At 65.9% G+C, this 23,985-nt stretch carries 22 protein-coding genes and 3 tRNA genes; 2 read left to right on the plus strand and 23 right to left on the minus strand.

The features are described 5' to 3' along the window. Window positions 1-44: 44 nt before the first annotated feature. The 12 genes from A9G05_RS21720 to gspE form a co-directional block, all read right to left on the minus strand. Window positions 45-121: transfer RNA gene (locus tag A9G05_RS21720), tRNA-Asp, on the minus strand. Between the two features lie 104 nt (window positions 122-225). Further along, window positions 226-302, minus strand: a tRNA-Asp gene (locus A9G05_RS21725). Window positions 303-339: 37 nt separating this feature from the next. Further along, a tRNA-Val gene (locus A9G05_RS21730) sits at window positions 340-415 on the minus strand. Between the two features lie 138 nt (window positions 416-553). Further along, a complete protein-coding gene (locus A9G05_RS21735) occupies window positions 554-1,069 on the minus strand; it encodes a type II secretion system protein M (RefSeq protein ID WP_069562928.1) in 516 nt (171 codons plus the stop codon). 2 nt (window positions 1,070-1,071) lie between these two features. Further along, complete coding sequence (gspL, locus tag A9G05_RS21740) at window positions 1,072-2,214, minus strand: type II secretion system protein GspL (protein WP_069562929.1); 1,143 nt, start codon at window positions 2,212-2,214, stop codon at window positions 1,072-1,074. Continuing rightward, entirely contained in the window at window positions 2,211-3,185 is a 975-nt protein-coding gene (gene gspK, locus A9G05_RS21745) for a type II secretion system minor pseudopilin GspK (RefSeq protein WP_069562930.1), read from the minus strand. Before gspK ends, gspL begins: the two co-directional genes overlap by 4 nt. Beyond that, window positions 3,182-3,865 carry a type II secretion system minor pseudopilin GspJ gene (gene gspJ, locus A9G05_RS21750; protein ID WP_069562931.1) on the minus strand — a complete coding sequence of 228 codons (684 nt, stop codon included), beginning with the start codon at window positions 3,863-3,865 and terminating at the stop codon, window positions 3,182-3,184. The genes gspK and gspJ overlap by 4 nt, the downstream gene beginning before the upstream one ends. Then, window positions 3,862-4,251: a type II secretion system minor pseudopilin GspI gene (gspI, locus tag A9G05_RS21755; RefSeq protein ID WP_069562932.1), complete on the minus strand. Its 390-nt coding sequence runs from the start codon at window positions 4,249-4,251 to the stop codon at window positions 3,862-3,864. Before gspI ends, gspJ begins: the two co-directional genes overlap by 4 nt. After that, window positions 4,248-4,793: a type II secretion system minor pseudopilin GspH gene (gene gspH, locus A9G05_RS21760; protein ID WP_069562933.1), complete on the minus strand. Its 546-nt coding sequence runs from the start codon at window positions 4,791-4,793 to the stop codon at window positions 4,248-4,250. Before gspH ends, gspI begins: the two co-directional genes overlap by 4 nt. Further along, window positions 4,793-5,179 carry a type II secretion system major pseudopilin GspG gene (gene gspG, locus A9G05_RS21765; protein WP_044408614.1) on the minus strand — a complete coding sequence of 129 codons (387 nt, stop codon included), beginning with the start codon at window positions 5,177-5,179 and terminating at the stop codon, window positions 4,793-4,795. Before gspG ends, gspH begins: the two co-directional genes overlap by 1 nt. 49 nt (window positions 5,180-5,228) lie before the next feature. Then, the gene (gene xcpS, locus A9G05_RS21770) at window positions 5,229-6,446 is read right to left on the minus strand and encodes a GspF family T2SS innner membrane protein variant XcpS (RefSeq protein ID WP_069562934.1); all 1,218 of its coding nucleotides are present in this window, start codon (window positions 6,444-6,446) and stop codon (window positions 5,229-5,231) included. Beyond that, window positions 6,447-7,934 carry a type II secretion system ATPase GspE gene (gspE, locus tag A9G05_RS21775; RefSeq protein ID WP_083265664.1) on the minus strand — a complete coding sequence of 496 codons (1,488 nt, stop codon included), beginning with the start codon at window positions 7,932-7,934 and terminating at the stop codon, window positions 6,447-6,449. 340 nt (window positions 7,935-8,274) lie between these two features. Between gspE and A9G05_RS21780 the strand changes: the two genes are divergently transcribed. Together A9G05_RS21780 and gspD are read left to right on the plus strand one after the other, a co-directional pair. Beyond that, window positions 8,275-8,844: a type II secretion system protein N gene (locus A9G05_RS21780; protein WP_083265672.1), complete on the plus strand. Its 570-nt coding sequence runs from the start codon at window positions 8,275-8,277 to the stop codon at window positions 8,842-8,844. Window positions 8,845-8,848: 4 nt separating this feature from the next. After that, on the plus strand, window positions 8,849-10,783 hold the full coding sequence (gene gspD / locus A9G05_RS21785) for a type II secretion system secretin GspD (RefSeq protein ID WP_069562937.1): 1,935 nt from the start codon (window positions 8,849-8,851) through the stop codon (window positions 10,781-10,783). 203 nt (window positions 10,784-10,986) lie between these two features. Here the strand turns inward: gspD and A9G05_RS21790 are convergent, their stop codons facing one another. From A9G05_RS21790 to A9G05_RS21840, 11 genes are all read right to left on the minus strand, one after another. Next, window positions 10,987-11,763, minus strand: coding sequence for an SDR family oxidoreductase (locus tag A9G05_RS21790; RefSeq protein WP_139131220.1), 777 nt, complete (start codon window positions 11,761-11,763; stop codon window positions 10,987-10,989). Further along, the gene (locus A9G05_RS21795; protein ID WP_069562939.1) at window positions 11,763-12,974 is read right to left on the minus strand and encodes an O-succinylhomoserine sulfhydrylase; all 1,212 of its coding nucleotides are present in this window, start codon (window positions 12,972-12,974) and stop codon (window positions 11,763-11,765) included. The genes A9G05_RS21790 and A9G05_RS21795 overlap by 1 nt, the downstream gene beginning before the upstream one ends. A gap of 83 nt (window positions 12,975-13,057) precedes the next feature. Beyond that, complete coding sequence (gene purF, locus A9G05_RS21800) at window positions 13,058-14,563, minus strand: amidophosphoribosyltransferase (RefSeq protein WP_069562940.1); 1,506 nt, start codon at window positions 14,561-14,563, stop codon at window positions 13,058-13,060. Between the two features lie 83 nt (window positions 14,564-14,646). Beyond that, window positions 14,647-15,159: a CvpA family protein gene (locus A9G05_RS21805; protein ID WP_069562941.1), complete on the minus strand. Its 513-nt coding sequence runs from the start codon at window positions 15,157-15,159 to the stop codon at window positions 14,647-14,649. A 94-nt stretch (window positions 15,160-15,253) separates the two neighbouring features. Then, window positions 15,254-15,904 (minus strand): SPOR domain-containing protein, encoded by a 651-nt coding sequence (locus A9G05_RS21810; RefSeq protein WP_256548476.1) that lies wholly within the window; start codon window positions 15,902-15,904, stop codon window positions 15,254-15,256. Between the two features lie 15 nt (window positions 15,905-15,919). Continuing rightward, window positions 15,920-17,197 (minus strand): bifunctional tetrahydrofolate synthase/dihydrofolate synthase, encoded by a 1,278-nt coding sequence (gene folC / locus A9G05_RS21815; protein WP_069562943.1) that lies wholly within the window; start codon window positions 17,195-17,197, stop codon window positions 15,920-15,922. Beyond that, the gene (gene accD, locus A9G05_RS21820; RefSeq protein ID WP_069562944.1) at window positions 17,194-18,084 is read right to left on the minus strand and encodes an acetyl-CoA carboxylase, carboxyltransferase subunit beta; all 891 of its coding nucleotides are present in this window, start codon (window positions 18,082-18,084) and stop codon (window positions 17,194-17,196) included. Before accD ends, folC begins: the two co-directional genes overlap by 4 nt. A 269-nt stretch (window positions 18,085-18,353) precedes the next feature. Then, complete coding sequence (locus tag A9G05_RS21825) at window positions 18,354-18,977, minus strand: phosphoribosylanthranilate isomerase (protein WP_069562945.1); 624 nt, start codon at window positions 18,975-18,977, stop codon at window positions 18,354-18,356. Window positions 18,978-19,035: 58 nt separating this feature from the next. After that, window positions 19,036-19,896 (minus strand): tRNA pseudouridine(38-40) synthase TruA, encoded by an 861-nt coding sequence (truA, locus tag A9G05_RS21830; RefSeq protein WP_069562946.1) that lies wholly within the window; start codon window positions 19,894-19,896, stop codon window positions 19,036-19,038. A 3-nt stretch (window positions 19,897-19,899) separates the two neighbouring features. Further along, window positions 19,900-22,725 (minus strand): FimV/HubP family polar landmark protein, encoded by a 2,826-nt coding sequence (locus tag A9G05_RS21835; RefSeq protein WP_069562947.1) that lies wholly within the window; start codon window positions 22,723-22,725, stop codon window positions 19,900-19,902. A gap of 152 nt (window positions 22,726-22,877) precedes the next feature. Then, window positions 22,878-23,882 (minus strand): aspartate-semialdehyde dehydrogenase, encoded by a 1,005-nt coding sequence (locus tag A9G05_RS21840; RefSeq protein ID WP_069562965.1) that lies wholly within the window; start codon window positions 23,880-23,882, stop codon window positions 22,878-22,880. Window positions 23,883-23,985: the final 103 nt, after the last annotated feature.

Genomic DNA, 23,985 nt, shown 5'->3' on the forward strand with positions numbered 1-23,985 from the left:
AAAGAAAAAGCCCCCAGGTATTTCTACCTGAGGGCTTTTGTATGTGGCGCAGCGGACGGGACTCGAACCCGCGACCCCCGGCGTGACAGGCCGGTATTCTAACCGACTGAACTACCGCTGCGCGTCGGTTTGGACTTGCGTCCGGTGAAGCTTTGCTTTGGAGCGTCTGGCGCTTGCCTTTCGGCTTTCGCCTCATCCCGGGCATGACCCTGGATGGGAAATAAGTGGCGCAGCGGACGGGACTCGAACCCGCGACCCCCGGCGTGACAGGCCGGTATTCTAACCGACTGAACTACCGCTGCGCGTCGGCCGGACTTTCGTCCGAAGTATCACAAGGAGTGGTGGGTGATGACGGGATCGAACCGCCGACCCTCTGCTTGTAAGGCAGATGCTCTCCCGGCTGAGCTAATCACCCATCGCCTTGCGAGGCGCGCAATTTACGCAGAGGGCTCACCTAAGTCAACACCCTGCTTGAAGTTTTTTTCATTGAGGCGATTTTTCGAGGGGTGAAGGAAAGCCCTCGCGACCGCCCTTTCACCCTCAGGCGGAGCACTCAGTTACCGACCCTCAATGTCAGCCGGGCAGCAACGCGTCCCTCTTCCGCACGATCAAGGCCTGCTTCCTCGATGCGCACGCCCTGGGCCTCCAGCGCCACGAACCAACGCAGCAGTTGGGGGAAGGCGGTGGGCTGCAGGCTGACCTGTACCTGGCCGGGTGCGTCGCTGTCCATGCGCTCGACCGAAAGGCCCTGTTCTGCGGCACTGGCGGTGACCAGCCCCTGCAGGCGTTCGGGTTCGACGCTGGCCTGGGGCCGCTCGACGCCGGCCCGCGCCTGGGGCGCCTGGGCCTGCATGTAGAGGTTCAGCGCACGTTGCTGCTCGAAATACCGACGCGCCTCCAGCATCCCGTTGTGGGCTGGACGCCAGAGGGCGAGGTACAGCAGGACCAGCGCCAGAAAGCCGCCCAGCGCCGCCAAGGCCAGCCGGTCACGGGGCGGCAGGGCTTGCCAGCGAGTTGCCGCGCTGGAGGTCTGCCAGTGGGTATGCAAACGATCCCTGAGAGTGGCCATGCTCATCCTCCGATCACCAATCGTGCGCTTACACCGTCACCTTCACGGCTGGCAGAGCCCATCTGCACGGCCAGCCCGGCACCGATCAGGCGCTCGCGCAGCCGCTCGAGCGCGTCAAACCCAGGCGCCTGCACCTGCAGGGCCAGGTCGCCACGTGTCTCGCTGAAATCCAGTTGCTGAATGCGCACCACGGCGCCGTCCTCCAGCAAAGCCCCGGAGGCCTGCCCGAGGGTTTCCAGCAACTTGCCTTGCCCGGGGCGGCTGCCCTCGGCCAGGTGCTGGTCGAACTGCGCCCGCAGGTTCACCAGCCGGGTGTCCTGGGGGAACAGCTCGCGGTAAAACGCCTCGTTGGCCTGGGCATAGGCATTCCCCTGGTGCCGCAAGTGCCAGCCCTGAGCCAGGTAGAAGCCGCACTGCAGGATGGCCCACAGCCCCACGAGCCCCAACGCCGGCCGCCACAATGCCCACTGCCGGTTGGGCTGGCGGACTTCGAACTCGCCTTGCGCCAGCTCGGTGCCTTGCCAGCGGGCCAGGTCGACATGGCTGTCCTGCACGCCCTCCCAGCGTTCGATACCCTCCAGGCTGCGCCGGTCAGCGCTCGCCTGACCGATCCACGGGTGCGAACAGGCTTCACGCAGCATCGACCAGTCCTCGTCCTGCACGCTGAGGCGGGAAACACCCTCGCCGCCCAACAGCCAGCGGCCGTCCAGCCAGAACAGCCGGGTGCCTTCCAGCGGCAGCAGGTCCGCGTCCACCTGCAGGCTGCTCGGTGCTGCGCCGCTCGCCGTTGCCAGGTCGATCCATGACGTCAGCCACGCCTGGCGCACGGCAAGCACCCGGTGGCGACCGTCCTCCAGGGGCTCCCCAACGGCCAGATGCAGGCCGTCCACATCTTCGGCCAGCAGCTCCTCCACTGCGAACGGCAGGGCCTGGCGCAACCAGCGTGCCTTCTGCGTCGGCAGGCGCACGGCGCAGGCGGTCACCGCCTCCACGGGCAGCACCAGCCGCCAGTTGCTGCCTGCGGCCGCCACGGCATCGGCAAACGGCAGTCGCCGCACCTCGCCCCCACTGACCAGTCGTACCTCCAGGTCACCCATCACCCACTGCAGGGCCTGGGGCGGGAGGAACACGCTCGTCTGAATCATTGTTTGTCCTGCTCCTTGTTGAGGGTGAGCGGCACTCCGCCCTGTCCCAGATCGCGTGCCAACACCCGTACCCGACCGTCATTGCTGCGCTGCAGGGTGCTCACCAGCACCTGCCGGCGGTCGCCCAGACGGACTTCGCTGATCACGCGGAAATATTCACTGCCCACCGCCAGGCCCTGGGCTTCGAGACCGAGGCCCGCCAAAACAGGCTGGCCGAGGAAGGCGTCCACTGTCTTGAACCCTTCGCGGCCGCGGGTCGCCACCAGGGATTCGGCCACGGAGGGGCTGAGGGTATCGCCCAGGCTGGAGAGCACCAGAGCCCCGGCGGTGTTGACATTGAGGGTGGCGTCGCTGGGCAGAGCGGTGACGAAGGGCAGCAGGCGACGATAGTCGGCCTCTGTCATGCCGGCCAGCAGACGCAATTCGGATACATCCGCCATCACGCGGTTGGCTGCGCGGTAAGGCGGCTGATTCAGCAGGTACTGGTTGTCTTCGGCGCCATTGGCACCGGTCGGTTCCTGGTCCTTGTCCAGCCAGTCCACCAGGCGATCGCCGTAGGGCGCCTCGATGCCCAGGCGCAGCAACAGGCGGCGGAACTGCTTGAGCCCCTGCTCGTTCACCCGCCCCTGGCGCACCACGCCATTGAGGTTGAAGCGTGCAGTGGCGTCCTCGATGCGCACCACCAGTTCACCGCCGTCGTCCAGTGGGAAGCTGGTCAGCGGACGCGCCCAGGCTTCACCCGGGTGGTCCACCGGGGTGCGCGGGTCGCCGGTGCGCAGGTCGCGAACCAGGATCGCCCGGGCCAGCGCCTCACCCCCCAGGGCGTACTGCAACGCCTGGCGGGTATGCAACTGGTTGGCACTGGAGCGAATGGCCAGCTCCTGGCGGGCGATGAGCCCGGCACAAACGACCGTCACCACAGCCACCACCAGCAGCACGGTGATCAGGGCCACGCCCCGCTGCGCTCTCATTGGGCACCTTCCTCGGGAAGCGGTGTTTCCGAGTTGGGGTCGTTGCTGTTGGGTCCCGGCTTGCGCTCCTGCGGCTCGTCCACCAACCGCAGGACACGACGCAGCTCGCCGTAGCGGCGGTGCTCCAGGGTCACTTCGACGGCCTTCGGTACTTTCTCCAGGCGCTTGCTGTCGCTTTCGCCGTCCGGCGGCCAGGCCTCCAGCCAGTTGTCGTCCTTGTCCAGATAACGCAGGCGCAGCCGCGTGACACCATCCAGCGCCTCCTGGACCCGGGGCTGGCTGTCCTGAGCCTGATCGAGCACCGTCCAGTAGCGGCGTTCGAGTTTTTCCCCGGAGAGCTGCCAGCGCACCCGCTGCAGGCCTGAGCGCAGCGCGCCCATGGGATTGCGCCAACCGCTGCGGGTGAACTCGAAGCTGTCGTTGTCGGCGCGCTCGCCCAGCAGCGCACTGCGCCATTCGCCGTTGGGGTCGCGCACGGGGCGCACCACCACCTGCTGCAGGTCACGCTCCAGTGCGGCCATGGCACGCACCAGCTCGCGCAGTTGCTGCTCCTGCACGCGGGTGGCGCGGTCAGTGGCCAGCACGCTGTCGAGCATGCGGTAGGTGCCCAGGGCCAGCAGCGCGAAGATGGCGATGGCGATCAGCAGTTCCAACAGGGTGAAGCCACGCTGGCGGGTCATGGCGTGGTCTCGATGAAGCCGACCAAGCGGGCGGCAGCGCGCTCTTCGAGCTTGCCGCGCTCGCTGCGCTCGGGCCGCTGGGCCACCCACAGGGTGACCCGGCGCAGGGCGGGGTCGGAGGTGGCCTCTACCTGGCTCTGCCATTCCCAGCGCCGGCCGGCCATCTGCACCTCACCCTGGTCACGACCTTCCGCAGGAGGCGTGCGGCTCAGTTGCATCTCGGTGAGACGGTTATCGGCCACCCACATGGCCAGGGTCTTGTCTTCCAGGCGGGCGGCATTGCGCAGGCTGCGGCCACTGGCCGTCAGCACCGAGGCGGCGACCACGGCGAAGATCGCCAGGGCCACCAGCACTTCCAGCAGGGTGAAGCCGCGCAGCGCTTTCATCCCGCGCGTCCACGCACGACCGGCTCGACCCGAGGCAGGCGGAAGCCGTCGCTGCTCAGTTGCAGACGAATACCGTCCTTGCTGCGCTCGCCCATCTCCAGGCGGAACGGGCTGAGCTCACCGCTGGAGAGAATCAGCAGTTGTGGCGTCCGAGCATTCGGGTTGCCCTTCTTCTCATCCCCATCGGCAGCACTGCCCGGCAGCACCAGGGCATCGCCTTCCAGTTCGAGCTTCATCTCCGCCCAGGCGGGCAAGGTGTGGGGCTGCTTCCCCACTGGCTCCCAGCGGGCCTTGGCCTCGTCGAAGCGCAGCACCTGATAGCGGTCGCTTTCCAGGCGCAGGCCGTACTCACGGTTGTCCAGCACGGCCTCGTCCACCAGCACGCCGATGAGACCGGCCAGGCGTTCGGCTTCGTTGTTCAGTTCGCGCGAGGGCCCGGCAATGCCAGTGCTGAAGACCGCCAGCCCGACCAGGCAGCCGATGATCACCAGGACCACCAGCAGCTCGATCAGGGTGAAGCCCCGGGCCCCGCGCGCGCCCATCAGTTGTCCCAGTTACCGATGTCGGCATCGGCGTCGGTACCGCCTTCCTTGCCGTCGGCGCCAAAGGAGTACAGGTCATACGGGCCCTTGGTGCCCGGCGCCAGGTACTGGTAGGGGTTGCCCCACGGGTCGACCGGCAGACGCTTGAGGTAGCCGTCCTTGTTCCAGTTCTTCGGCTGCGGGTTGCCGCTGGGCTTCTTCACCAGCGCCTCCAGCCCCTGCTGGGTGCTGGGGTAGGCGAAGTTGTCCAGCTTGTACATGTCCAGGGCGGCGCCGACGGCCTTGATGTCGCCCTTGGCGACGGTGATCTTGGCCTGGTCCGGGCGGTTCATCACCTGGGGCACCACCAGCGCGGCGAGGATGCCGAGGATGACCACCACCACCATGATTTCGATGAGGGTGAAGCCCCTCTGTAGACGGCTCGATTTCACGCGTTTACCCCACGAGTTGGTTGAGAGAAAGGATGGGCAGGAGAATAGCCAGGACGATGACCAATACCACGGCGCCCATGAACACCAGCATGAAGGGCTCGAACAGCCCCACCAGCAGCGCGATCTGCGCGGCCAGGTCGCTTTCCTGGTTGCGGGCAGTGCGGGCCAGCATCTGGTCCAGCTCGCCGGAACGTTCGCCACTGGCCACCATGTGCAGCATCATCGGCGGGAACTGGCCGGTCTGCTCCAGGGCGCGGGTCAGGCTGCCGCCTTCACGGACCTTCTGCGCCGCCAACACCACCTCGGCGCGGATCACCCGGTTGGCGATGACTTCGGCGGCAATGCCGAGGGCCTCCACCAGCGGCACGCCGCTCTGGGTGAGAATCGCCAGGGTGGAGGCGAAGCGCGCGGTGTCGGTGGCACGCACCAGGCGCCCCACCAACGGTATCCGCAGCAGGATGCCATGCCAGCGCTGGCGCGCTGCCTCCTGGCGCAGCGCCAGACGGATCGCGGTGATGCCGGCCACCGCCAACAAGACGGCCAGCCAACCCCAATGCTTGACCAGGTCGCTGAGGGCGATCAGGCCACGGGTGAGCAGCGGCAGGGTCTGCCCGGAATCGATGAACACCCGAACCACATCCGGCACCACGAAGCCCAGCAGGAAACCGACGATGCCGAGGGAGGCGCACATCAGGATCACCGGGTAAAGCAGGGCCAGCTGGATCTTCTGCCGCGACTGCTGGCGTTGCTCGGTGTAGTCCGCCAGTTGCTCCAGCACCGGGCCGAGGTGGCCAGCGTGCTCGCCCGCCGAAACGGTGGCGCGGTAGAGCTCGGGGAAGGCAGCAGGAAACTCGCGCAGGCTGCCGGCCAGGCTGTGACCCTCCAGTACCTTGGCGCGCACCGCCAACAGCATCGACTGGATGCGCGAAGAGGTGGACTGAGCCGCCGCAGCGCGTAGCGCCTCCTCGATGGGCAGCGCCGCCTGCACCAGGGTCGCCAGTTGGCGGGTCACCAGGGCCAGGTCACGGGCGGACAGCCCCCGGGCGAAGCCGAAACGTTGGCCGCCGACGGCCTGCTCGCGGGTGCGGGTGGCCTTGACCTCCAGCGGCGCCAATTGCCGCTCGCGCAGCAGTTGGCGGACCTGGCGGGCACTGTCGGCCTCCAGCACGCCCTTCTGCTGGCGCCCGCGGGCGTCCAGGGCGATGTATTCGAAGGCGGCCATTTACTCCTCCCGGGTGACGCGGAGGACTTCTTCCACGGTCGTCACGCCTTCCAGCACCTTGCGCTTGCCGTCGTCACGGATGCTCGGGCCGAAGCGACGGGCGTGGCGGGTCATTTCCTGCTCGGAAGCGGCATTGTGGATCAGGCTGCGCATGTGGTCGTCGAACACCACCAGCTCGTAGATGCCGGTTCGCCCACGGTAACCCTGCTGGTGGCACTCACTGCACCCGCGCGCGTGATAAAGGGTGGCCGGCTGAGCCGGATCGACGCCCAGCAACTGGCATTCCGCCGCGTCGGCCTGGTAGGCCTCCTTGCAGTGGGGGCAGAGCACCCGCACCAGGCGTTGAGCCAGCACACCCAGCAGCGAAGACGACAGCAGGAAGGGCTCGACACCCATGTCCACCAGGCGGGTGATGGCACCGATGGCGCTGTTGGTGTGCAGGGTCGAGAGCACCAGGTGGCCGGTGAGTGAGGCCTGTACGGCGATCTCGGCGGTCTCGTGGTCGCGGATCTCACCCACCATCACCACGTCCGGGTCCTGACGGAGGATGGCCCGCAGGCCCCGTGCGAAGGTCATATCCACCTTGGGATTGACCTGGGTCTGGCCGATGCCTTCCAGGTGGTACTCGATGGGGTCCTCGACCGTGAGGATGTTGCGGGTGCGGTCGTTGAGGGTGGTGAGGCTGGCGTAGAGGGTGGTGGTCTTGCCCGAGCCGGTGGGGCCCGTGACCAGCAAGATGCCGTGGGGCTTGCGCACGGTCTCCTCCATCAGCGCGCGGTCCCGCGCACTCATGCCCAGGTGCTGCAGCGTGAGGCGCCCGGCCTGCTTGTCCAGCAATCGCAGCACCACCCGCTCGCCGTTGGCCGAAGGCAGCGTGGAGACGCGAATGTCCACCTCGCGGCCGGCCACCCGCAGGGAAATGCGGCCGTCCTGGGGAATGCGCTTCTCGGCGATGTCGAGCTTGGCCATGACCTTGATTCGCGACACCAGCAACGTCGCCAGCTCGCGCTTGGGCTCCAGCACTTCACGCAGGATGCCGTCGACGCGGAAGCGCACCACGAGGCGCTTCTCGAAGGTCTCCAGGTGGATGTCCGAGGCGTTCTCACGGATCGCTTCGCCGAGGATGGCGTTGATCAGGCGGATGATCGGTGCATCGTCCTCCTGCTCCATCAGGTCGGTGGTCTCGGGCATCTGCTCGGCCAGCGCGGCCAGGTCCAGGCTGCCGCCCAGGTCCTCGGCCAACTGCATGGTGGCGGACGAATCGTGTTGATAGGCCTGGGCCAGGGCCTGGTCGAAGGCCTCGGGGGCAAGCGCTCGGAACGGCAGGCTGCGCCCGACGAAGCGTCGGGCCTCGGCCAGGGCCACCAGCTCGGCACCCTGGCGATGGGCCAGGCAGGGTTCGGCGCCATCCTGAAGGAAGACACCGTGGCGCTTGGCGAAACCGAATGGCAGGCGCCGTAGCGGCGCGTCCAGCGAAGAGGAATTCATCCGTGTCATGCCTTAATGAAATCACCCCGGAATCGTCTAGCACGGGGTCTGACGGTTGTTCGGCGAATCCCTGCCGAATTCTTTTCGTTGTGCTGCCGGATGCACGGCAAGTCGTAAAAAAACGGCGCTATCTTTAGCACATCGTCGCCGGTCGTACATCTTCCGGACGCTTGCAGCGTGATCCATTCGTGCTGCTATGATCAACGCACTTTTTCCCCGACATACCCCCACAATCACCACTGACTCGCCTCGCGGAGACTCTCTTTTGCACGTTCCAGGTGCCCGATATCGCTTGCAGGAAAAGGCCCCCGTCGTCGTCGGGGTGGCGCTGATCGCAGCGATGAGCCTAAGCCTCGCCTGGCAGACTGCCGACTGGATCCGCCTGCTGCGCACCCCCTCCCCTACCGGTAGCGATACCCCGCAGATGGCGGCAGTTCCGCCCAGCCTGGACCGTCTGGAAAGGCTGTTCGGCCCCGTCCGCATCCAGCAGGAGGGACCGCCGCCGGCAACCAACCTGCGCCTGGTCCTGCTGGGCAGTTTCATCAACGCCGACCCGGCACGTTCCAGTGCCATCATCCGCGCGGACGACAGCAAGCCGAGGCGGATACTGGCAGGCGAGTCGATCAGCGACGGCGTACGCTTGCACGCTGTCTACCGCGACCGGGTGGAGATCGAACGGGGAGGCCGCCTGGAGACCCTGACCTTTCCCCACACCCGCACCACCCGTGCATCCGTTTCGCCGGTGATGGACGCAGCGCCCGCCGATGGAGCGATCGAGGCACTCGAAGGCCTTCAGGACGAGAATGCCGCCGAGCTGCGTGAGCGCATGGAAGCCCTCAGAAAACAGATGGAAGAATCCGGTGGCCTGCCCCTGGACTCACCGCCCGAACAGCCCATGGAAAGCGAATGAATCAATGCCCACAGCCCTCTCGCGCCTGAGTATTGCCGTACTGGTCGCCGGACTCGCGACCGCCCCGCTCCCCGTTTTCGCTGCCGAACCCGTGTCCGCCTCCAGCAGCAGCCAGCAGGACAGCTGGACGATCAACCTCAAGGACGCGGACATCCGCGAGTTCGTCGACCAGGTGGCCGACATCACTGGGCAGACCTTCATCGTCGACCCGCGAGTGAAGGGCCAGGTGAGCGTGGTATCCAAGGCGCCACTGAGCCTGTCCGAGGTCTACCAGCTGTTCCTCTCGGTGATGGCCACCCATGGCTTCACCGTCATCACCCAGGGTGACCAGGCGCGTATCATCCCCAACGCCGAGGCCAAGGCCGAAGCCGGCAACGGCCCGCAAGCGCCGGATACGCTGGAAACCCGGGTCATCCAGGTCCAGCACGCCTCGGTCACCGAGCTGATCCCGCTGATCCGCCCGCTGGTGCCGCAATACGGCCACCTGGCGGCGGTGACCTCAGCCAACGCACTGATCATCAGCGACCGCGCCGCCAACATCGCCCGCATCGAAGACCTGATGCGCCAGCTGGACCAGAAGGGCGACCGCGACTACACCGTGCTCAACCTGCAGAACGCCTGGGTGATGGACGCTGCCGAGGTGCTCAACAACGCCGTCACCCGGGGCCAGGCCAAGGGCACCAACGCCGCCCAGGTGATCGCCGATTCCCGTACCAACCGCCTGATCATCGTCGGCCCGCCTTCGGCCCGGGCCAAGCTGGTGTCCCTGGCGCAGTCCCTCGACACACCCACCGCGCGCTCGGCCAATACCCGAGTGATCCGCCTGCGCCACAACGATGCCAAGTCCCTGGCGACCACCCTCGGCGAGATTTCCGAGGGCCTCAAATCCCCTGAAGGCACCGAGCAGAAGGGCAAGCCACAGAACATCCTCATCCGCGCCGACGAGAGCCTCAATGCCCTGGTGCTGCTGGCCGAGCCGGACACGGTGAATGCACTGGAAGACATCGTCCGCCAGTTGGACGTGCCCCGCGCCCAGGTGATGGTGGAAGCCGCCATCGTGGAAATCTCCGGCGACATCAGCGACGCCCTCGGCGTGCAGTGGGCCGTGGATGCCCGCGGCCGTACCGGTGGCCTGGGCGGCGTGAACTTCGGCAACACCGGCCTGTCGGTGGGGACCGTGCTCAAGGCCATTCAGGACGACAAGGTCCCGGACGCGCTGCCGGATGGCGCCATCATCGGTATCGGGACCGACCATTTCGGCGCCCTGGTCACCGCACTGTCGGCCAACAGCAAGAGCAACCTGCTGTCCACGCCCAGCCTGCTGACCCTGGACAACCAGAAGGCGGAGATCCTGGTGGGCCAGAACGTGCCGTTCCAGACCGGCTCCTACACCACCGATTCGTCCGGAGCCAACAATCCCTTCACGACCATCGAACGCAAGGACATTGGCGTGACCCTCAAGGTCACTCCGCACATCAACGAAGGCGCCACCCTGCGCCTGGAGATCGAGCAGGAAATCTCCTCCATCGCCCCTAGCGCAGCGGTCACCGCCAAGGCCGTCGACCTGGTCACCAACAAGCGCTCGATCAAGAGCACCATCCTCGCCGAGGACGGCCAGGTGATCGTGCTCGGCGGCCTGATCCAGGACGACATCACCAGCACTGACTCCAAGGTGCCGCTGCTGGGCGACATTCCCCTGCTCGGCCGGCTGTTCCGCTCTACCAAGGACAGTCATGTAAAGCGCAACCTGATGGTGTTCCTGCGGCCTACCGTGGTGCGCGACCGTGCCGGCCTGGCGGCGCTGTCGGGCAAGAAGTACAGCGACATCCGCGTGCTCGGCGACCCGGGCCCGCAACGCAGCCGCCCGAGCATCCTGCCGGCCGAACCCGTGCAACTGTTCGACGGCCAGGGCACCCCGGCCATCGACCTGCGCCCCTGAAACGCAAACGGGCGGTGACGCGCCAGCGCCACCGCCCGTTCAGGCCCCTCCCCGACCTCAGGGCACCTCTAAAAACTACCTGCGTTGTCATCGCAGCGTTAAAAGCAGGCTCAAAATGCTCATTTACCGCACGTAAACTGCGCTTTTTCGCCTGCTTTCGCCTTGCGCTGACCGCCTCGCCTACGTTTTTAGAGCCCCCCCCCTCAGTCGAGGTAGACCATTTTGCGGGTCATCCCGCCGTCGACGCGGTAGTCCTGACCGGTGACGAACGCCGCCTGGTCGGACAGCAGCCAGGCCACCAACGGTGCCACATCCTCCACCAGCCCGACCCGGCCCACCGGGTGCTGGTCGTGATCCAGCTCGGTGAGCGGCACGGCTTCGCGCTCGGCACGGTCACGACTATCGATCCAGCCTGGGCTGACCGCATTCACCCGTACATCCGGCCCCAGGCTGATGGCCAGGGCATGGGTCAGCGCCACCAGGCCCCCCTTGCTCGCGGCATAGGCCTCGGTATCCGGCTCGGACTGGTGGGCACGGGTGGAGGCGATGTTGACGATCGCTCCCTTGTGGGCCCGCAGGTACGGCGCGCAGTACTTGGCCAGCAGCATGGGCCCGGTGAGGTTGATCGCCAGGGTGCGGTTCCAGGCCGACAGCTCAAGACTTTCCAGCGGTGCGCCGTGGGGGTCGGCAACGGCGGCATTGCACACCAGGGCATCCAGCCGGCCGAACTGGCCGAGGACCTCGGCGATGCCCACCGCCACTTGGCTCTCATGGGCCACATCCATGCCGACGAACCAGGCGTTGGGTCCCAGCGCCTTGGCGACCTTGGACCCCCGAACCCGGTCGATATCGGACAACACCACTTGCCAGCCTTCAGCCAGCAGCCAGGCCGCTACGCCCAGCCCGATGCCACGGGCCGCGCCGGTGACCAGCGCGACCTTGCCGTTGTTGGCGAGGCAGGTTTCGACACGCCACTCCATCACAGAACCGCCAGGCCTCGCGCCAGATCCGCCTGGATGTCGGCCACGTCTTCCAGGCCCACCGCCACGCGGATGAGGTTGTCGGCGATGCCGGCATTGGCCCGCTCCTGGGGCGACAGCCGCCCGTGGGAGGTGGTGGCCGGGTGGGCGATGGTGGTCTTGGTGTCTCCCAGGTTGGTGGTGATGGAGATCATCCGGGTGGCATCGATGAAGCGCCACGCCGCCTCCTTGCCGCCCTTCACCTCGAAGCTGACCACGGCACCGAAGGCCTTCTGCTGGCGCTTGGCGAGCTCATGCTGGGGATGGCTTTCCAGGCCGGCGTAGTGCACACGCTCGATGCCTGGCTGGGTTTCCAGCCAGCGCGCCAGCTCCAGCGCGCTCGCGCTGTGGGCCTGCATACGCACGCGCAGGGTTTCCAGGCCCTTGAGCATCACCCAGGCGTTGAAGGGGCTGAGGGTCGGGCCGGCGGTCCGCAGGAAGCCCACCACCTCCTTCATATGCTCAGCTCGCCCGGCCACTACGCCCCCCATGGCGCGGCCCTGGCCGTCGATGTACTTGGTGGCCGAGTGCATGACGATGTCCGCTCCCAGCTTCAGCGGCTGCTGCAAGGCCGGGGTGCAGAAGCAGTTGTCCACCACCAGCAGGGCGCCCTTGGCGTGGGCGATTTCGGCCAGGGCGGTGATGTCCACCAGCTCGGCCAGGGGGTTGGACGGCGACTCGACGAACAGCAGGCGGGTGTTGGGCTTGATCGCCGCTTCCCAGCCGGCCAGGTCCGAAAGCGCCGGGTAGTCCACCTGCACGCCGAAGCGCTTGAGGTACTTCTCGAACAGGCTGATGGTGGAGCCGAACACGCTGCGCGAGACCAGCACGTGGTCACCGGCACTGCACAGGCTCATGGCGATGGCGAGGATGGCGGACATGCCGGAGGCGGTGGCCACGGCCTGCTCGGCACCTTCCAGGGCAGCGATGCGCTCCTCGAAGGCGCGCACGGTGGGGTTGGTGTAGCGCGAGTAGACGTTGCCCGGTACCTCACCGGCGAAGCGCGCGGCGGCGTCGGCGGCGGTGCGGAACACGTAGCTGGAGGTGAGGAACATGGCCTCGCCGTGCTCGCCCTCCGGCGAGCGGCGCTGGCCGGCACGCACGGCGAGGGTGTCGAAGGAGGCGCCTTCGAGGTCACTGTCCAGCCTTCCGGCTTCCCATTCTTGCGTCATAACCCTATCTCTCCAGAAACGAAGCCCGGAGCGGGTCCGGGCTGCGGGGTGTCACGGAGGGCGTGGCCAGGGCCACGCCTGGCTCAGTTGTTGTACAGGTCGATGATGGCGCTGACCGCACTGGCCTTGACCTTGGCGAGGTCGTTACGGGCCTGTTCGATCTTGTCCAGATACTGCTCGTCGACGTCACCGGTGATGTACTGGCCGTCGAACACGGCACAGTCGAAGTGCTCGATCTTCACCTTGCCGCCGCCAACCGCTTCGATCAGGTCCGGCAAGTCCTGATAGATCAGCCAATCAGCACCGATCAGCTCGGCCACGTCCTCGGTTGTCCGGTTGTGGGCGATCAGTTCATGAGCACTCGGCATATCGATGCCGTAGACGTTGGGGTAGCGCACTGCCGGAGCAGCGGAACAGAAATAGACGTTCTTGGCGCCGGCTTCGCGGGCCATCTGGATGATCTGCTTGCAGGTGGTGCCGCGAACGATGGAGTCATCCACCAGCATCACGTTCTTACCACGGAACTCCAGTTCGATCGCATTGAGTTTCTGGCGCACGGATTTCTTGCGCGCCGCCTGGCCCGGCATGATGAAGGTCCGACCGATGTAGCGGTTCTTCACGAAGCCTTCGCGGAACTTCACACCCAGATGGTTGGCCAGCTCCAAGGCTGCAGTGCGGCTGGTGTCCGGGATCGGGATGACCACATCGATGTCGTGATCAGGACGCTCGCGCTGGATCTTCTCGGCCAGTTTCTCGCCCATGCGCAGGCGCGCCTTGTAGACGGAGACGCCGTCGATGATGGAGTCCGGACGCGCCAGGTAGACATGTTCGAAGATGCACGGGGAGAGCTTCGGCGCCTTGGCGCACTGGCGGGTGTAGAGCTTGCCTTCCTCGGTGATGTACACCGCCTCGCCCGGGGCAAGGTCACGGATCAGGGTGAAGCCAAGCACGTCCAGAGCCACGCTCTCGGACGCGATCATGTATTCCACGCCTTCGTCGGTGTGACGCTGGCCGAACACGATCGGACGGATGGCATTGGGGTCGCGGAAGCCGACGATGCCGTAGCCGGTGATCATCGCCACCACGGCATAGCCCCCCAGGCAGCGGTCATGCACGCCGGAGACGGCGGCGAACACATCTTCCTCGGTGGGTTGCAGCTTGCCGCGGTGGGCCAGCTCGTGGGCGAACACGTTGAGCAGCACTTCCGAGTCGGAGTTGGTGTTCACGTGCCGCAGGTCGGACTCGTAGATCTCCTTGGCCAGTTGCTCGACGTTGGTCAGGTTGCCGTTGTGCGCCAGGGTGATGCCGTAGGGCGAGTTGACGTAGAACGGCTGCGCCTCGGCGGAGCTGGAGGAACCAGCAGTGGGATAGCGCACATGACCGATGCCCATGTGGCCGACCAGGCGCTGCATGTGACGCTGCTGGAACACATCGCGCACCAGGCCGTTGTCCTTGCGCAGGAACAGGCGGCCGTCATGGCTGGTCACGATCCCGGCCGCATCCTGGCCGCGATGTTGGAGAACGGTGAGCGCGTCATACAGCGCCTGATTGACGTTCGACTTGCCGACGATACCGACGATGCCACACATGTGACGCAACCCCTGCTAGTAGTTCAGGCCAATACTGGGTGCCGCACGGGGTTTACCCGGGGTGGCGCCCTTCGTCTGGCAGCTCAGCCGGGTGGGCTGACGCTGCCGTTGAGCCACTGACCGGTCAGACCCAGGATCAGGTTCTTGGACCAGTCGGCGACCATGAGAAAGTGCGGCAGCAGCGTGGACTGCTGCCACCAAGGATCCTGTTGCACCGGCGCCAGGCTGAGCAGGCCGACCAGCACAACCACCAACAAGGCCCCGCGCGCTGCGCCGAAGACCATGCCGAGGAAGCGGTCGGTGCCGTCCATGCCGGTGACCCTGATCAGCTCGCCGATCAGGAAGTTGACCAACGCCCCTACCAACAGGGTAGCGATGAAGAGAATGGCGCAAGCCGCGATGACGCGAGCCGAGGGCATTTCGATGAATTCAGTGAGGTGCTGCGACAAAGCCCCCCCGAACATCCAGGCGACCGCACCGGCGATGATCCAGGTGAGCAACGAGAGGGCTTCCTTGACGAAGCCGCGCTTCAGACTGATCAAGCTGGAAATGGCGATGACGGCGATGATCGCCCAATCGACCCAGGTGAATGCCACGTATGCAGCCCACGAACGGAAAAGGCGGGCATTTTAACAGAGGCCCTTGGCTCCGGTAACCCGCGAATCAGAAAGGTCCGACGGCGGCTGCGACTCAGCCCTTCTCCGGCTGGAAACGCACCACGAAGCCATTCAGCTTCTGCTGGCGGCTGAGGGCGTCGCGCAAGCGTTCGGCCTCGGCACGTTCGATCACCGGCCCGACGAAGACCCGGTTCATTCCGTCCGCGCTACGGATGTAGGCGTTGTAGCCCTGATTGCGCAGGGTCTTCTGCAGGTTCTCGGCACTGGCCCGATTGGACAGACTGGCCAACTGGATGGACCAACTGACGGGCAAGCCGTTGGGGTCCAGGCGCTTCTCCTCAACCCTCGTCGCAGGCTGCGTCGCAGCAGCCTGGGGTTGGGCCTGGACGACCAGAGAGGCTGCAACGGGTTGTGTCGGAGCCGGCCGCTGGCGCGGCGCCTGGCTGGGCGCCGGAACGGCGGGGGGCGTGGTAGGCACCTGAGCCACACCACCGTTGGCGTCCAGCGGGGGTACGGGCTCGTCCGGCAGGACCTGGGGCTCGGGGACCTGGACGCCCTCCAGCTCGGTCGAAGGCATGGCAGGCGCCTGGGGCATCGGCGGTGCTTCGACCTGCACCTGGCGCAACTCGTCCTCACGGGTGAACAGCATCGGCAGGAAGATCACGGCCAATGCCAGCAGCACCACGGCGCCAACGATGCGTTGCTTGAGTCCCTTGTCCAGCACGGCTACCCCCAACTATCAAGCCTGCTGCGCGAGCCAGGCCAGGGCCTCGGCCACGCAATAGAACGATCCGAACACCAGGATTTCATCCCCCTCCCCGGCCTGTTCGCACTGCGCCTGCAGGGCGGCGACCACGGACTCATGGCCATGCACCCGAGCCCCCAGGGCATCGAGGGCGGCCTGCAGTTCGCCGGCCGGCCGGGAACGGGGCGACGGTAACGCAGTCACCGCCCAGTCCGCCAGATGCGCGTGCAGGGGGCGGAGCACACCGTCGAGGTCCTTGTCCGCAAGCAGACCGAACACCGCCAGTCTGCGGCCAGCCACGGGCCGCGCAACCAGACGCCCGGCGAGGAATTCGGCGGCATGGGGGTTGTGTCCGACATCCAGCACCAGGGAGACATGCTTGCCTTGCCACAGGATGTTGCGGCGCTCGAGTCGGCCACTCACCCGGGTAGCTGACAGGGCCTGCACCAGGCGCTCGGGCTGCCAGGGCAGGCCAAGCAGTGCATAGGCCTGCAATGCGAGGGACGCATTCTCCTGGGGCAGATCCAGCAAAGGCAGGTCGTGCAAGTACAGCAACTCGCCGGACAGCGAGCAGCCACGCCAGTGCCAGCTCTGCTCGGCCTCGGCCAGGTCGAAGTCGCGCCCGCGTACCAGCAACGGTGCACCGATCTCGGCAGCCCGGCCCAGCAGGGGCTCCGGCGGGTCGAGATCGCCACAAACGGCGGGTTTGCCCGGACGGAAGATGCCGGCCTTCTCGAAGGCCACGCTTTCACGGGTGTCGCCGAGCCAGTCGGCATGGTCGATGCCAATACTGGTGACAAGTGCCAGGTCGGCATCGGCCAGGTTCACGGCATCGAGCCGTCCGCCCAGGCCGACTTCCAGCACCACGGCATCCAGGGCTCGGCGCTGGAACAGCCAGAAGGCCGCCAGAGTGCCCATCTCGAAATAGGTCAGGGTGATATCGCCACGCGCCGCTTCGACTGCGGCGAAGGCGTCACAAAGCGCCTCATCGCTGGCCATACCGTCGTCGAACTGGACGCGCTCGTTATAGCGCAGCAGGTGCGGCGAGCTGTAGACCCCGACGCGCAACCCCTGGCTGCGCAACAGCGCAGCCAGGAATGCACAGGTGGAACCCTTGCCGTTGGTGCCGGTGACGGTGATCACCTTGGGGGCAAGCTGCCCGATACCCAGGCGCTCGGCCACCTGCCGGCTGCGCTCCAGCCCCATGTCGATGGCGCTGGGGTGGAGGTGTTCGAGGTAATCGAGCCAGTCGGCGAGGGTTCTCTGGGTCATGCAGTGGCCGGTACGGGAGTGGGTACGGGAGACGGCAGGTTCTGGAACTGGGCGAGCAGGCGCGACAGGCGGCTGCGCAGTTCCTGGCGGGGGATGATCATGTCGATGGCGCCGTGCTCCAGCAGGAACTCGCTGCGCTGGAAGCCTTCAGGCAGTTTCTCGCGCACGGTCTGCTCGATCACGCGCGGGCCGGCGAAGCCGATGAGGGCCTTGGGTTCACCGACGATCACATCGCCCAGCATGGCCAGGCTGGCAGACACGCCGCCGTAGACCGGGTCGGTCAGCACGGAGATGAAGGGAATGCCCTCTTCGCGCAGGCGCGCCAGGACGGCGGAGGTCTTGGCCATCTGCATCAGGGAGATCAGCGCCTCCTGCATGCGCGCGCCACCGGAGGCGGAGAAGCACACCAGCGGGCAGCGCTTCTCCAGCGCAACGTTGGCAGCACGCACGAAACGCTCACCGACGATGGCCCCCATGGAGCCGCCCATGAAGGAGAATTCGAAGGCGCAGGCCACGATGGGGTTGCCTTCGAGGCTGCCGCTCATGGCAATCAGGGCATCCTTTTCACCGGTGTCCTTCTGCGCGGCGGCCAGGCGGTCCTTGTACTTCTTGCTGTCACGGAACTTCAGGCGATCCACTGGTTCGAGGTCGGCGCCCAGTTCTTCCCGGCCTTCGGCATCGAGGAAGATGTCCAGGCGGGTGCGCGCATCGATGCGCATGTGGTGGTCGCACTTGGGACAGACATTCAGGGTCTTCTCGAGCTCGGGCTTGTACAGCACGGCGTCGCAGGACGGGCACTTGTGCCAGAGGCCTTCGGGTACCGAGCTCTTCTTAACTTCGGAACGCATGATCGAAGGGATCAGCTTGTCTACCAGCCAGTTGCTCATGCTCTCGTTCTCCATAGCTTCAGGCCCGAACACACGCTAGCGGCTCGAAGCGCTGCGCCTGTTCCTGAGCGAAATCAAATTCATGGCCGGGTTCGCCCCGACCGCCGCCGTCCACGCCAATCAAACGTGCCAGCAGCACCTGGTTTCGGCCCGGCTCGCGGCGCTCCCGGGGAGCGTCCGAGCGGACAACTGGGTTATGGACGGCAGCCCGCTCGCCGTCGTCACATCCAGTCGAACGCCTCCGCTCGACACGGTGAGGGGAAAGACGATCATGCGGCAGTGCGCACGGCATCGATGAAGGCCCGGATCAGTACTGGGTCCTTGATGCCCTTGGCCGCTTCGACCCCACCACTGACATCGACGGCATAGGGGCGCACACGACGGATGGCCTCAGCGACGTTGCCGGGAGTCAGGCCACCGGCGAGCACCACCGGGCGGGACGGCGCACTGGGCACCAGGCTCCAGTCGAAGGCCTCGCCTGTGCCGCCAGGCGTGCCGGGCACGTAGGTGTCCAGCAGAACGCCGGATGCATCCGAGTAACGTTCGATCAGCGCCGGGACATCATCACCGGGACGGATACGCAGGGCCTTGAGATAGGGGCGCCCATGGCGCCGGCACACATCCGGCGATTCGTCGCCATGGAACTGCAGCAGGTCGAGGGGTACCGTCGCCAGCACGCTGTCCAGCTCTTCCCCCGGCATGTCGACGAACAATCCGACCGTCGTCACGAAGGGCGGCAGAGCGGAGATGATCACCCTTGCCTGCTCTGCGGTCACGGCTCGGGGACTGGGTGCATAGAACACCAGCCCGATGGCATCGGCACCCGCGGCGACAGCCGCCAGGGCGTCCTCGACACGGGTGATGCCACAGATTTTGACGCGAACGGTAGACAACGTGCAGACACCTGCTGGGCAAAAAGTTGCTGGATGGTAGCAAAGGTCTGCTACAGCGTCAGCTTGCGTCTTCCGGCATCCAGGAAAGGAAATGCGGCCCCAGGTAGCGCTTGGGAAGCTCGAACTCCTCCGGGTATTCCACCTCTACCAGGTAGAGCCCATAGGGGTGCGCGGTGACACCGCCGGTACGCCGGCAGCGGCTCTCGAGGATTTCCTGTGCCCACGCCGGCGAACGCTCCCCAGCACCGATGGCCATGAGCACGCCGGCGAAGTTGCGCACCATGTGATGGAGGAAGGCATTGGCCCGAACGTCCAGCACGATGAAACGGCCATGCTCGTGGATCTGCAGGTGATGGACCGTCTTCACCGGCGACTTGGCCTGACACTGTTTGGCACGGAACGAGGTGAAGTCGTGGGTGCCCACCAGGTAGGCAGCCGCCTCGCGCATACGCTCGACGTCAAGCGGGCGATGGTTCCAGGTCACCTCTTCGGCCATGTGGGCCGGGCGGATCGGGTCACTGTAGATGACGTAGCGATAGCGCCGCGCCATGGCGCTGAAGCGCGCATCGAAATGCGCGGGCATGGCCTGGGCCCAGGTGACACTGATATCGCCGGGGAGATTCATGTTCGCGCCCATGGTCCAGGCATGCATGGAGCGCGGGACCGGCGCATCGAAATGCACGACCTGTCCGCTGGCGTGAACCAGCGCATCGGTCCGGCCTGCGCAACTCAGGGTGATGGGATGCCCGCCAGCCACCTTGGTCAGCGCCTTTTCCAGGGATTCCTGAATGGACGGCACCCCGGCGATCTGACGCTGGAAGCCACGGTAGCGGGAACCCTTGTACTCAACGCCAAGGGCGATTCTGGAAATGCCAACGGCAGCCTTTTCGGCTGCCGTTGCGGGTACTGCTTGTGTCATGGATCAACTGATACGGGCGATCAGGTCGCGCGCTTCCTGTTGCTGGGTTTCGCTGCCTTCGGTCAATACCTCGTCGAGGATGTCGCGAGCACCTTCGGTGTCGCCCATGTCGATGTAGGCACGCGCCAGGTCGAGCTTGGTGGAGGTTTCGTCGGTTCCCGAAAGGAAATCGAAGTCATCGTCCCCTTCCAGTTCCGCAGCAGGCGCTGCGACTTCAGGGGCCGGTGCCGGGATGGGAGCTTCCTCGGCCGGCTGGTCGAGGCTCTCGGCGAGCTGATCCAGTTCGGCGGTGACTTCATCCAGCTTGGCGGCGAAGCTGTCCGTCTGCGGCTCGGCGTGTGCCGAATCTTCAGGCATGGACAGGTCGAAGTCGGAAGGCAGGTCGAAGTCACTGGTTTCAAGCTTGGTGGGCTCGGCAGTGGCCGGCAGGTCATCGTCCAAGCTCAGCAGGAAGTCGTCTTCCGTGACAGCGGAGGGCTTGGCGTCTTCGTCCAGGTCCAGACTGAAGTCAGCCAGGTCGTCCCCCAGGGCGAGGTTGTCATCAGCCAGCGGCTTGCTGTCGAGCTCCAGGTCAAAGCCAAGGTCATCATCGGCAGCGGCCGGGCTGGAGGCCGGCAGGTCGAGGCTCAGGTCGGCATCCAGGTCCAGGTCGTCGAGGCTGGGCAGGGACTCTTCGGCAGAAGAACGGGCTGCAGGCGCCGCATCCAGCTCGTCGTCGAGACTCAGGTCGAAGGCATCATCCAGGTCCTGCGGCTTCTGGGCCGGTGCAGCCGGTTCGTCCAAGGTCAGATCGTCGAGGCTGAAGCTGTCCAGGTCATCTGCAGCAGAGGCAGCGGCGAAACCCGCACCAGCGGCTGCCACGGCAGCCATGGCCGGGTAGCGGGACTTGAGCAGATCCACGTCGGCCTGGGCGCCACCGATCTCACGCAGCTCGCCTTCCTGGCGTGCGAAACCGTCACGATCACCCAGTTCGGCGTAGACCTCCATCAGCTTCAGGCGCAGATCTGCGCGCTGAGGCTCGTCGTTGATGGCGTTCTGCAGCAGCTCGGCAGCCTGGTTGAAGCGACCGTAGGCGATATAGATGTCGGCCTCGCTGAGGGCATCTCCGGTCTGGGCGGTGACGCGCTCTTCAGCGGCAGCCTGAGTCGCGACGGCAGGCGCCGCAGCGGGCTCGACATCAAAGCCGGAGAACGCATTGTCCTGCAGGTCGAGGTCACTGTCTGCGCTGGCTTCGCCATCCTGTCCAGCCAGGCTGTTCTGCAGCTCGGCCTCCTTCATGGCGTTGCGGCGGGAAAGGATCATCAGCACCACCAGCAGCACCAGCAGCGCACTACCGCCAATGATCCCCAGCAGCATGGTGTTGCCCATCAGCTCGTCGAGGAAGCTCGGCTGCTCGGCCTCGACCGGGGGAACCGGCGCAGGAGTCGGGGCCGGGGCCGGGGCCGGCTGGGCAGCGGGCTTCTCAACGGCTTCAGCCGGCTCTGTGGCCGGCTGCTCGTTCTGGGTCTGGCTGGCCGCATCGGGTGCGGCCGGCTCCTGATTGTAGTTGTAGTCCGGCGCGGCGCCGGCCGGCGGAGTCGCCGGGGCGCCCGCCTCGGCGGGCGCCTGGGGCTGCGGCGCAGGTGCAGGCTGTTCGGCAGCGGGGGCCGGCGCGGGAGCAGGCGCTGCCGGAGCGGCGGCCTCGGGCTTCTTGGACAGGTCGCCCTGCATCTTGGCGAGCTGGTCGTCCTTGAGCTGGATCAGGCGCTGCAGCTTATCGAGCTGGCTTTGCAGATCCGTCATCCGGCTCTTCAGTTCTTCGTTCTCGCGGCGGGTGGTGTCCAGGCTTTCCTGGGTAACCGCCAGTTTCTCGGCCAGGGCCTTGGCGTTACCGTTGGCGGCACCTTTATCGCTGCCAACAGTTGCCTTGCCGCTCTCGGCGGATACCAGACGCAGACTGTCCTTGCTCTCGACCTTGGCCGGAGCGGCGCCTGCGGTCGAGCGCTTGGTAGCATCCAGCTGGCGCTGACCAGCGGTATCGGCTACGGCACCGCCGCTGCGCCAGGCAGCATTCTGGGCGGCGACCTGGGCAATTGCCTCGGACTGGGAACGGCTGGCGATCTGCTGCTCGGTCGGCATGCGCAGGACCTGGCCACTCTTCAGACGGTTGATGTTGCCGCCGACGAAGGCGTCGGGGTTCAGGTCCTGGATGGCCAGCATGGCCTGGTGGACGCTGCCACTGGCGCGGTTGCGCTGGGCAATGTCCCACAGGGTGTCCTTGCTGGTGGTTCGGTAGTCACCGCCCCCCGCAACCTTGCTGCTGGCAGCAGCCGGCGCTGAAGACGGGGTCTGTGCAGCAGAAGCAGAGGCTCGCGAAGCTGTCGGGCGAGCCTTCTGAGCCGGCGCGGTGGCAGCCAGCGCAGGTGCAACAGCGGCGGTTTCAGGCGAGTAGGCCGGCGGATCGAGCAGCAGGGTGTACTCACGCAGCAGACGCCCATTGGGCCATAGCACTTCCACCAGGAAGTTGAGATAAGGCTCACGCACCGGCTTGCTGGAAGTCACGCGCACCACACTCTTACCGTTGGGCTTGAGTACAGGCGTGAACTTGAGGTCAGTGAGGAAGTACTGGCGATCAACGCCAGCCTTGCCGAACTCTTCGGCGGAGGCGAGGCTGGGAACGACTTCGCTGGACGACAGATCGCGGACGTCGAGCAACTCGATCTCAGCATCCAGCGGCTGGTTCAATGCAGACTTGAGAGTGACTTCACCCAGTCCGAGGGCATGTGCCATGCCGGAAGACAGAGCCGAAGCTGCCGCAATTGCCAGTACCAGTTTGCGAACCCGAACCATAGCGTAATCCCTTGTTTTATCTTTTCTTCTCGCTCGAACGAGAGGGTAATTGACCGCCGCCACAACGCGCGCTTGGCGCTTCCCCGCCAGCGATCAACCAGATCAGTATTGTCAAGCTAGAAAAGTACTTCAAATTTTCAGGTAAGTATCTTTTACAGATAGTGTTTTATCAACAACTCGCCAGACTGTATGGCATTGAGCGCAGCGCCTTTTCGCACATTATCTGACGCAATCCACAAATTGAGTTGACGCGGGTCTTCCAGGCCCTTTCTAACGCGGCCGACGTAGATCACATCCTGCCCAACAGCGTCACCTACTGCCGTGGGGTAGTCGCCCAACTCGACGCACTCCAGTACATCGGCGCCTTCAAGTGCAGCGTTAACGGCATCGAGGTCAACGTCCCTAGCGGACTGGATGCTGACACTCAGGCTGTCGCCAAAGAACACCGGCGCCAGAATGCAGGTCGCCGCGATATCCAGCCCGGGCGAAGCGAGAACTTCCTTCAATTCCCGTGCCAGACGCCGCTCAAGCGGTGCATGCCCTTCACCATCCACCGCATCGGGCTGCGCGAGGATGTTGAAGGCCACTTGCCGATCGAAGAAGCGCGGCTCCAAGGGGCGTGCGTTGAGCAACTCGGCTGTCTGGCGGGCCAGTTCATTCACGCCCTCGCGCCCCCGGCTGGATACCGAGAGGCACGCCGTCACACAGACGCGCTCAGGCGTCAGGACCTCCCCCAACGGCGCGAGCACACTAGCAAGCGCGACGGCAGAGGGGCTGGGGCTGATCAGCGCGAACGGGGCCTGCAACTGCGCCAGGGCCGAGTCGTTGGCCCCTGCGACCAGGGCCACGCCCTGCTCCAGCGCTCCGGACAGGTCGATCACCGAGCATCCGGCCTGCAACGCGCGCGACGCAAAGCTGCGGGTAACGGCCTCTCCAGCGGCAAAGAAGGCCAGGCGGACACGGGCGAAATCGAATTCGGCGACATCCCGCACGCGCAGGTTCTTGCCGCGAAACGGCACGGAGGCGCCAGCAGACTCGATGCTGGCCAGAAGATGCAGGGTGGATACGGGGAACTCGCGCTCCTCGAGGAGCTGGACGAGGGTTTCGCCGACGGTGCCGGTGGCGCCGATCACGGCGATTTCAAGGGACGGGCTCATGGTCATTGCCTATGGCGAAACGGGGAGCGGCACTTTAACCGTCACCCCGTATGCAGGCAATCGGACCGATTGGCGCGGGCGAGCCCCGCCCGCGCCAGGTTCG

Source organism: Pseudomonas sp. ENNP23 (genome assembly GCF_001728945.1).
GTDB classification, from domain to species: domain Bacteria; phylum Pseudomonadota; class Gammaproteobacteria; order Pseudomonadales; family Pseudomonadaceae; genus Metapseudomonas; species Metapseudomonas otitidis.

Bases quoted from the DNA above. Each gene is read 5' to 3' on its own strand.
- A9G05_RS21735 (WP_069562928.1), bottom strand. From the start codon at position 1,069: ATGGCCACTCTCAGGGATCGTTTGCATACCCACTGGCAGACCTCCAGC.
- gspL (WP_069562929.1), bottom strand. From the start codon at position 2,214: ATGATTCAGACGAGCGTGTTCCTCCCGCCCCAGGCCCTGCAGTGGGTG.
- gspK (WP_069562930.1), bottom strand. From the start codon at position 3,185: ATGAGAGCGCAGCGGGGCGTGGCCCTGATCACCGTGCTGCTGGTGGTG.
- gspJ (WP_069562931.1), bottom strand. From the start codon at position 3,865: ATGACCCGCCAGCGTGGCTTCACCCTGTTGGAACTGCTGATCGCCATC.
- gspI (WP_069562932.1), bottom strand. From the start codon at position 4,251: ATGAAAGCGCTGCGCGGCTTCACCCTGCTGGAAGTGCTGGTGGCCCTG.
- gspH (WP_069562933.1), bottom strand. From the start codon at position 4,793: ATGGGCGCGCGCGGGGCCCGGGGCTTCACCCTGATCGAGCTGCTGGTG.
- gspG (WP_044408614.1), bottom strand. From the start codon at position 5,179: ATGGTGGTGGTGGTCATCCTCGGCATCCTCGCCGCGCTGGTGGTGCCC.
- xcpS (WP_069562934.1), bottom strand. From the start codon at position 6,446: ATGGCCGCCTTCGAATACATCGCCCTGGACGCCCGCGGGCGCCAGCAG.
- gspE (WP_083265664.1), bottom strand. From the start codon at position 7,934: ATGAATTCCTCTTCGCTGGACGCGCCGCTACGGCGCCTGCCATTCGGT.
- A9G05_RS21780 (WP_083265672.1), top strand. From the start codon at position 8,275: ATGAGCCTAAGCCTCGCCTGGCAGACTGCCGACTGGATCCGCCTGCTG.
- gspD (WP_069562937.1), top strand. From the start codon at position 8,849: ATGCCCACAGCCCTCTCGCGCCTGAGTATTGCCGTACTGGTCGCCGGA.
- A9G05_RS21790 (WP_139131220.1), bottom strand. From the start codon at position 11,763: ATGGAGTGGCGTGTCGAAACCTGCCTCGCCAACAACGGCAAGGTCGCG.
- A9G05_RS21795 (WP_069562939.1), bottom strand. From the start codon at position 12,974: ATGACGCAAGAATGGGAAGCCGGAAGGCTGGACAGTGACCTCGAAGGC.
- purF (WP_069562940.1), bottom strand. From the start codon at position 14,563: ATGTGTGGCATCGTCGGTATCGTCGGCAAGTCGAACGTCAATCAGGCG.
- folC (WP_069562943.1), bottom strand. From the start codon at position 17,197: ATGACCCAGAGAACCCTCGCCGACTGGCTCGATTACCTCGAACACCTC.
- accD (WP_069562944.1), bottom strand. From the start codon at position 18,084: ATGAGCAACTGGCTGGTAGACAAGCTGATCCCTTCGATCATGCGTTCC.
- truA (WP_069562946.1), bottom strand. From the start codon at position 19,896: ATGACACAAGCAGTACCCGCAACGGCAGCCGAAAAGGCTGCCGTTGGC.
- A9G05_RS21835 (WP_069562947.1), bottom strand. From the start codon at position 22,725: ATGGTTCGGGTTCGCAAACTGGTACTGGCAATTGCGGCAGCTTCGGCT.
- A9G05_RS21840 (WP_069562965.1), bottom strand. From the start codon at position 23,882: ATGAGCCCGTCCCTTGAAATCGCCGTGATCGGCGCCACCGGCACCGTC.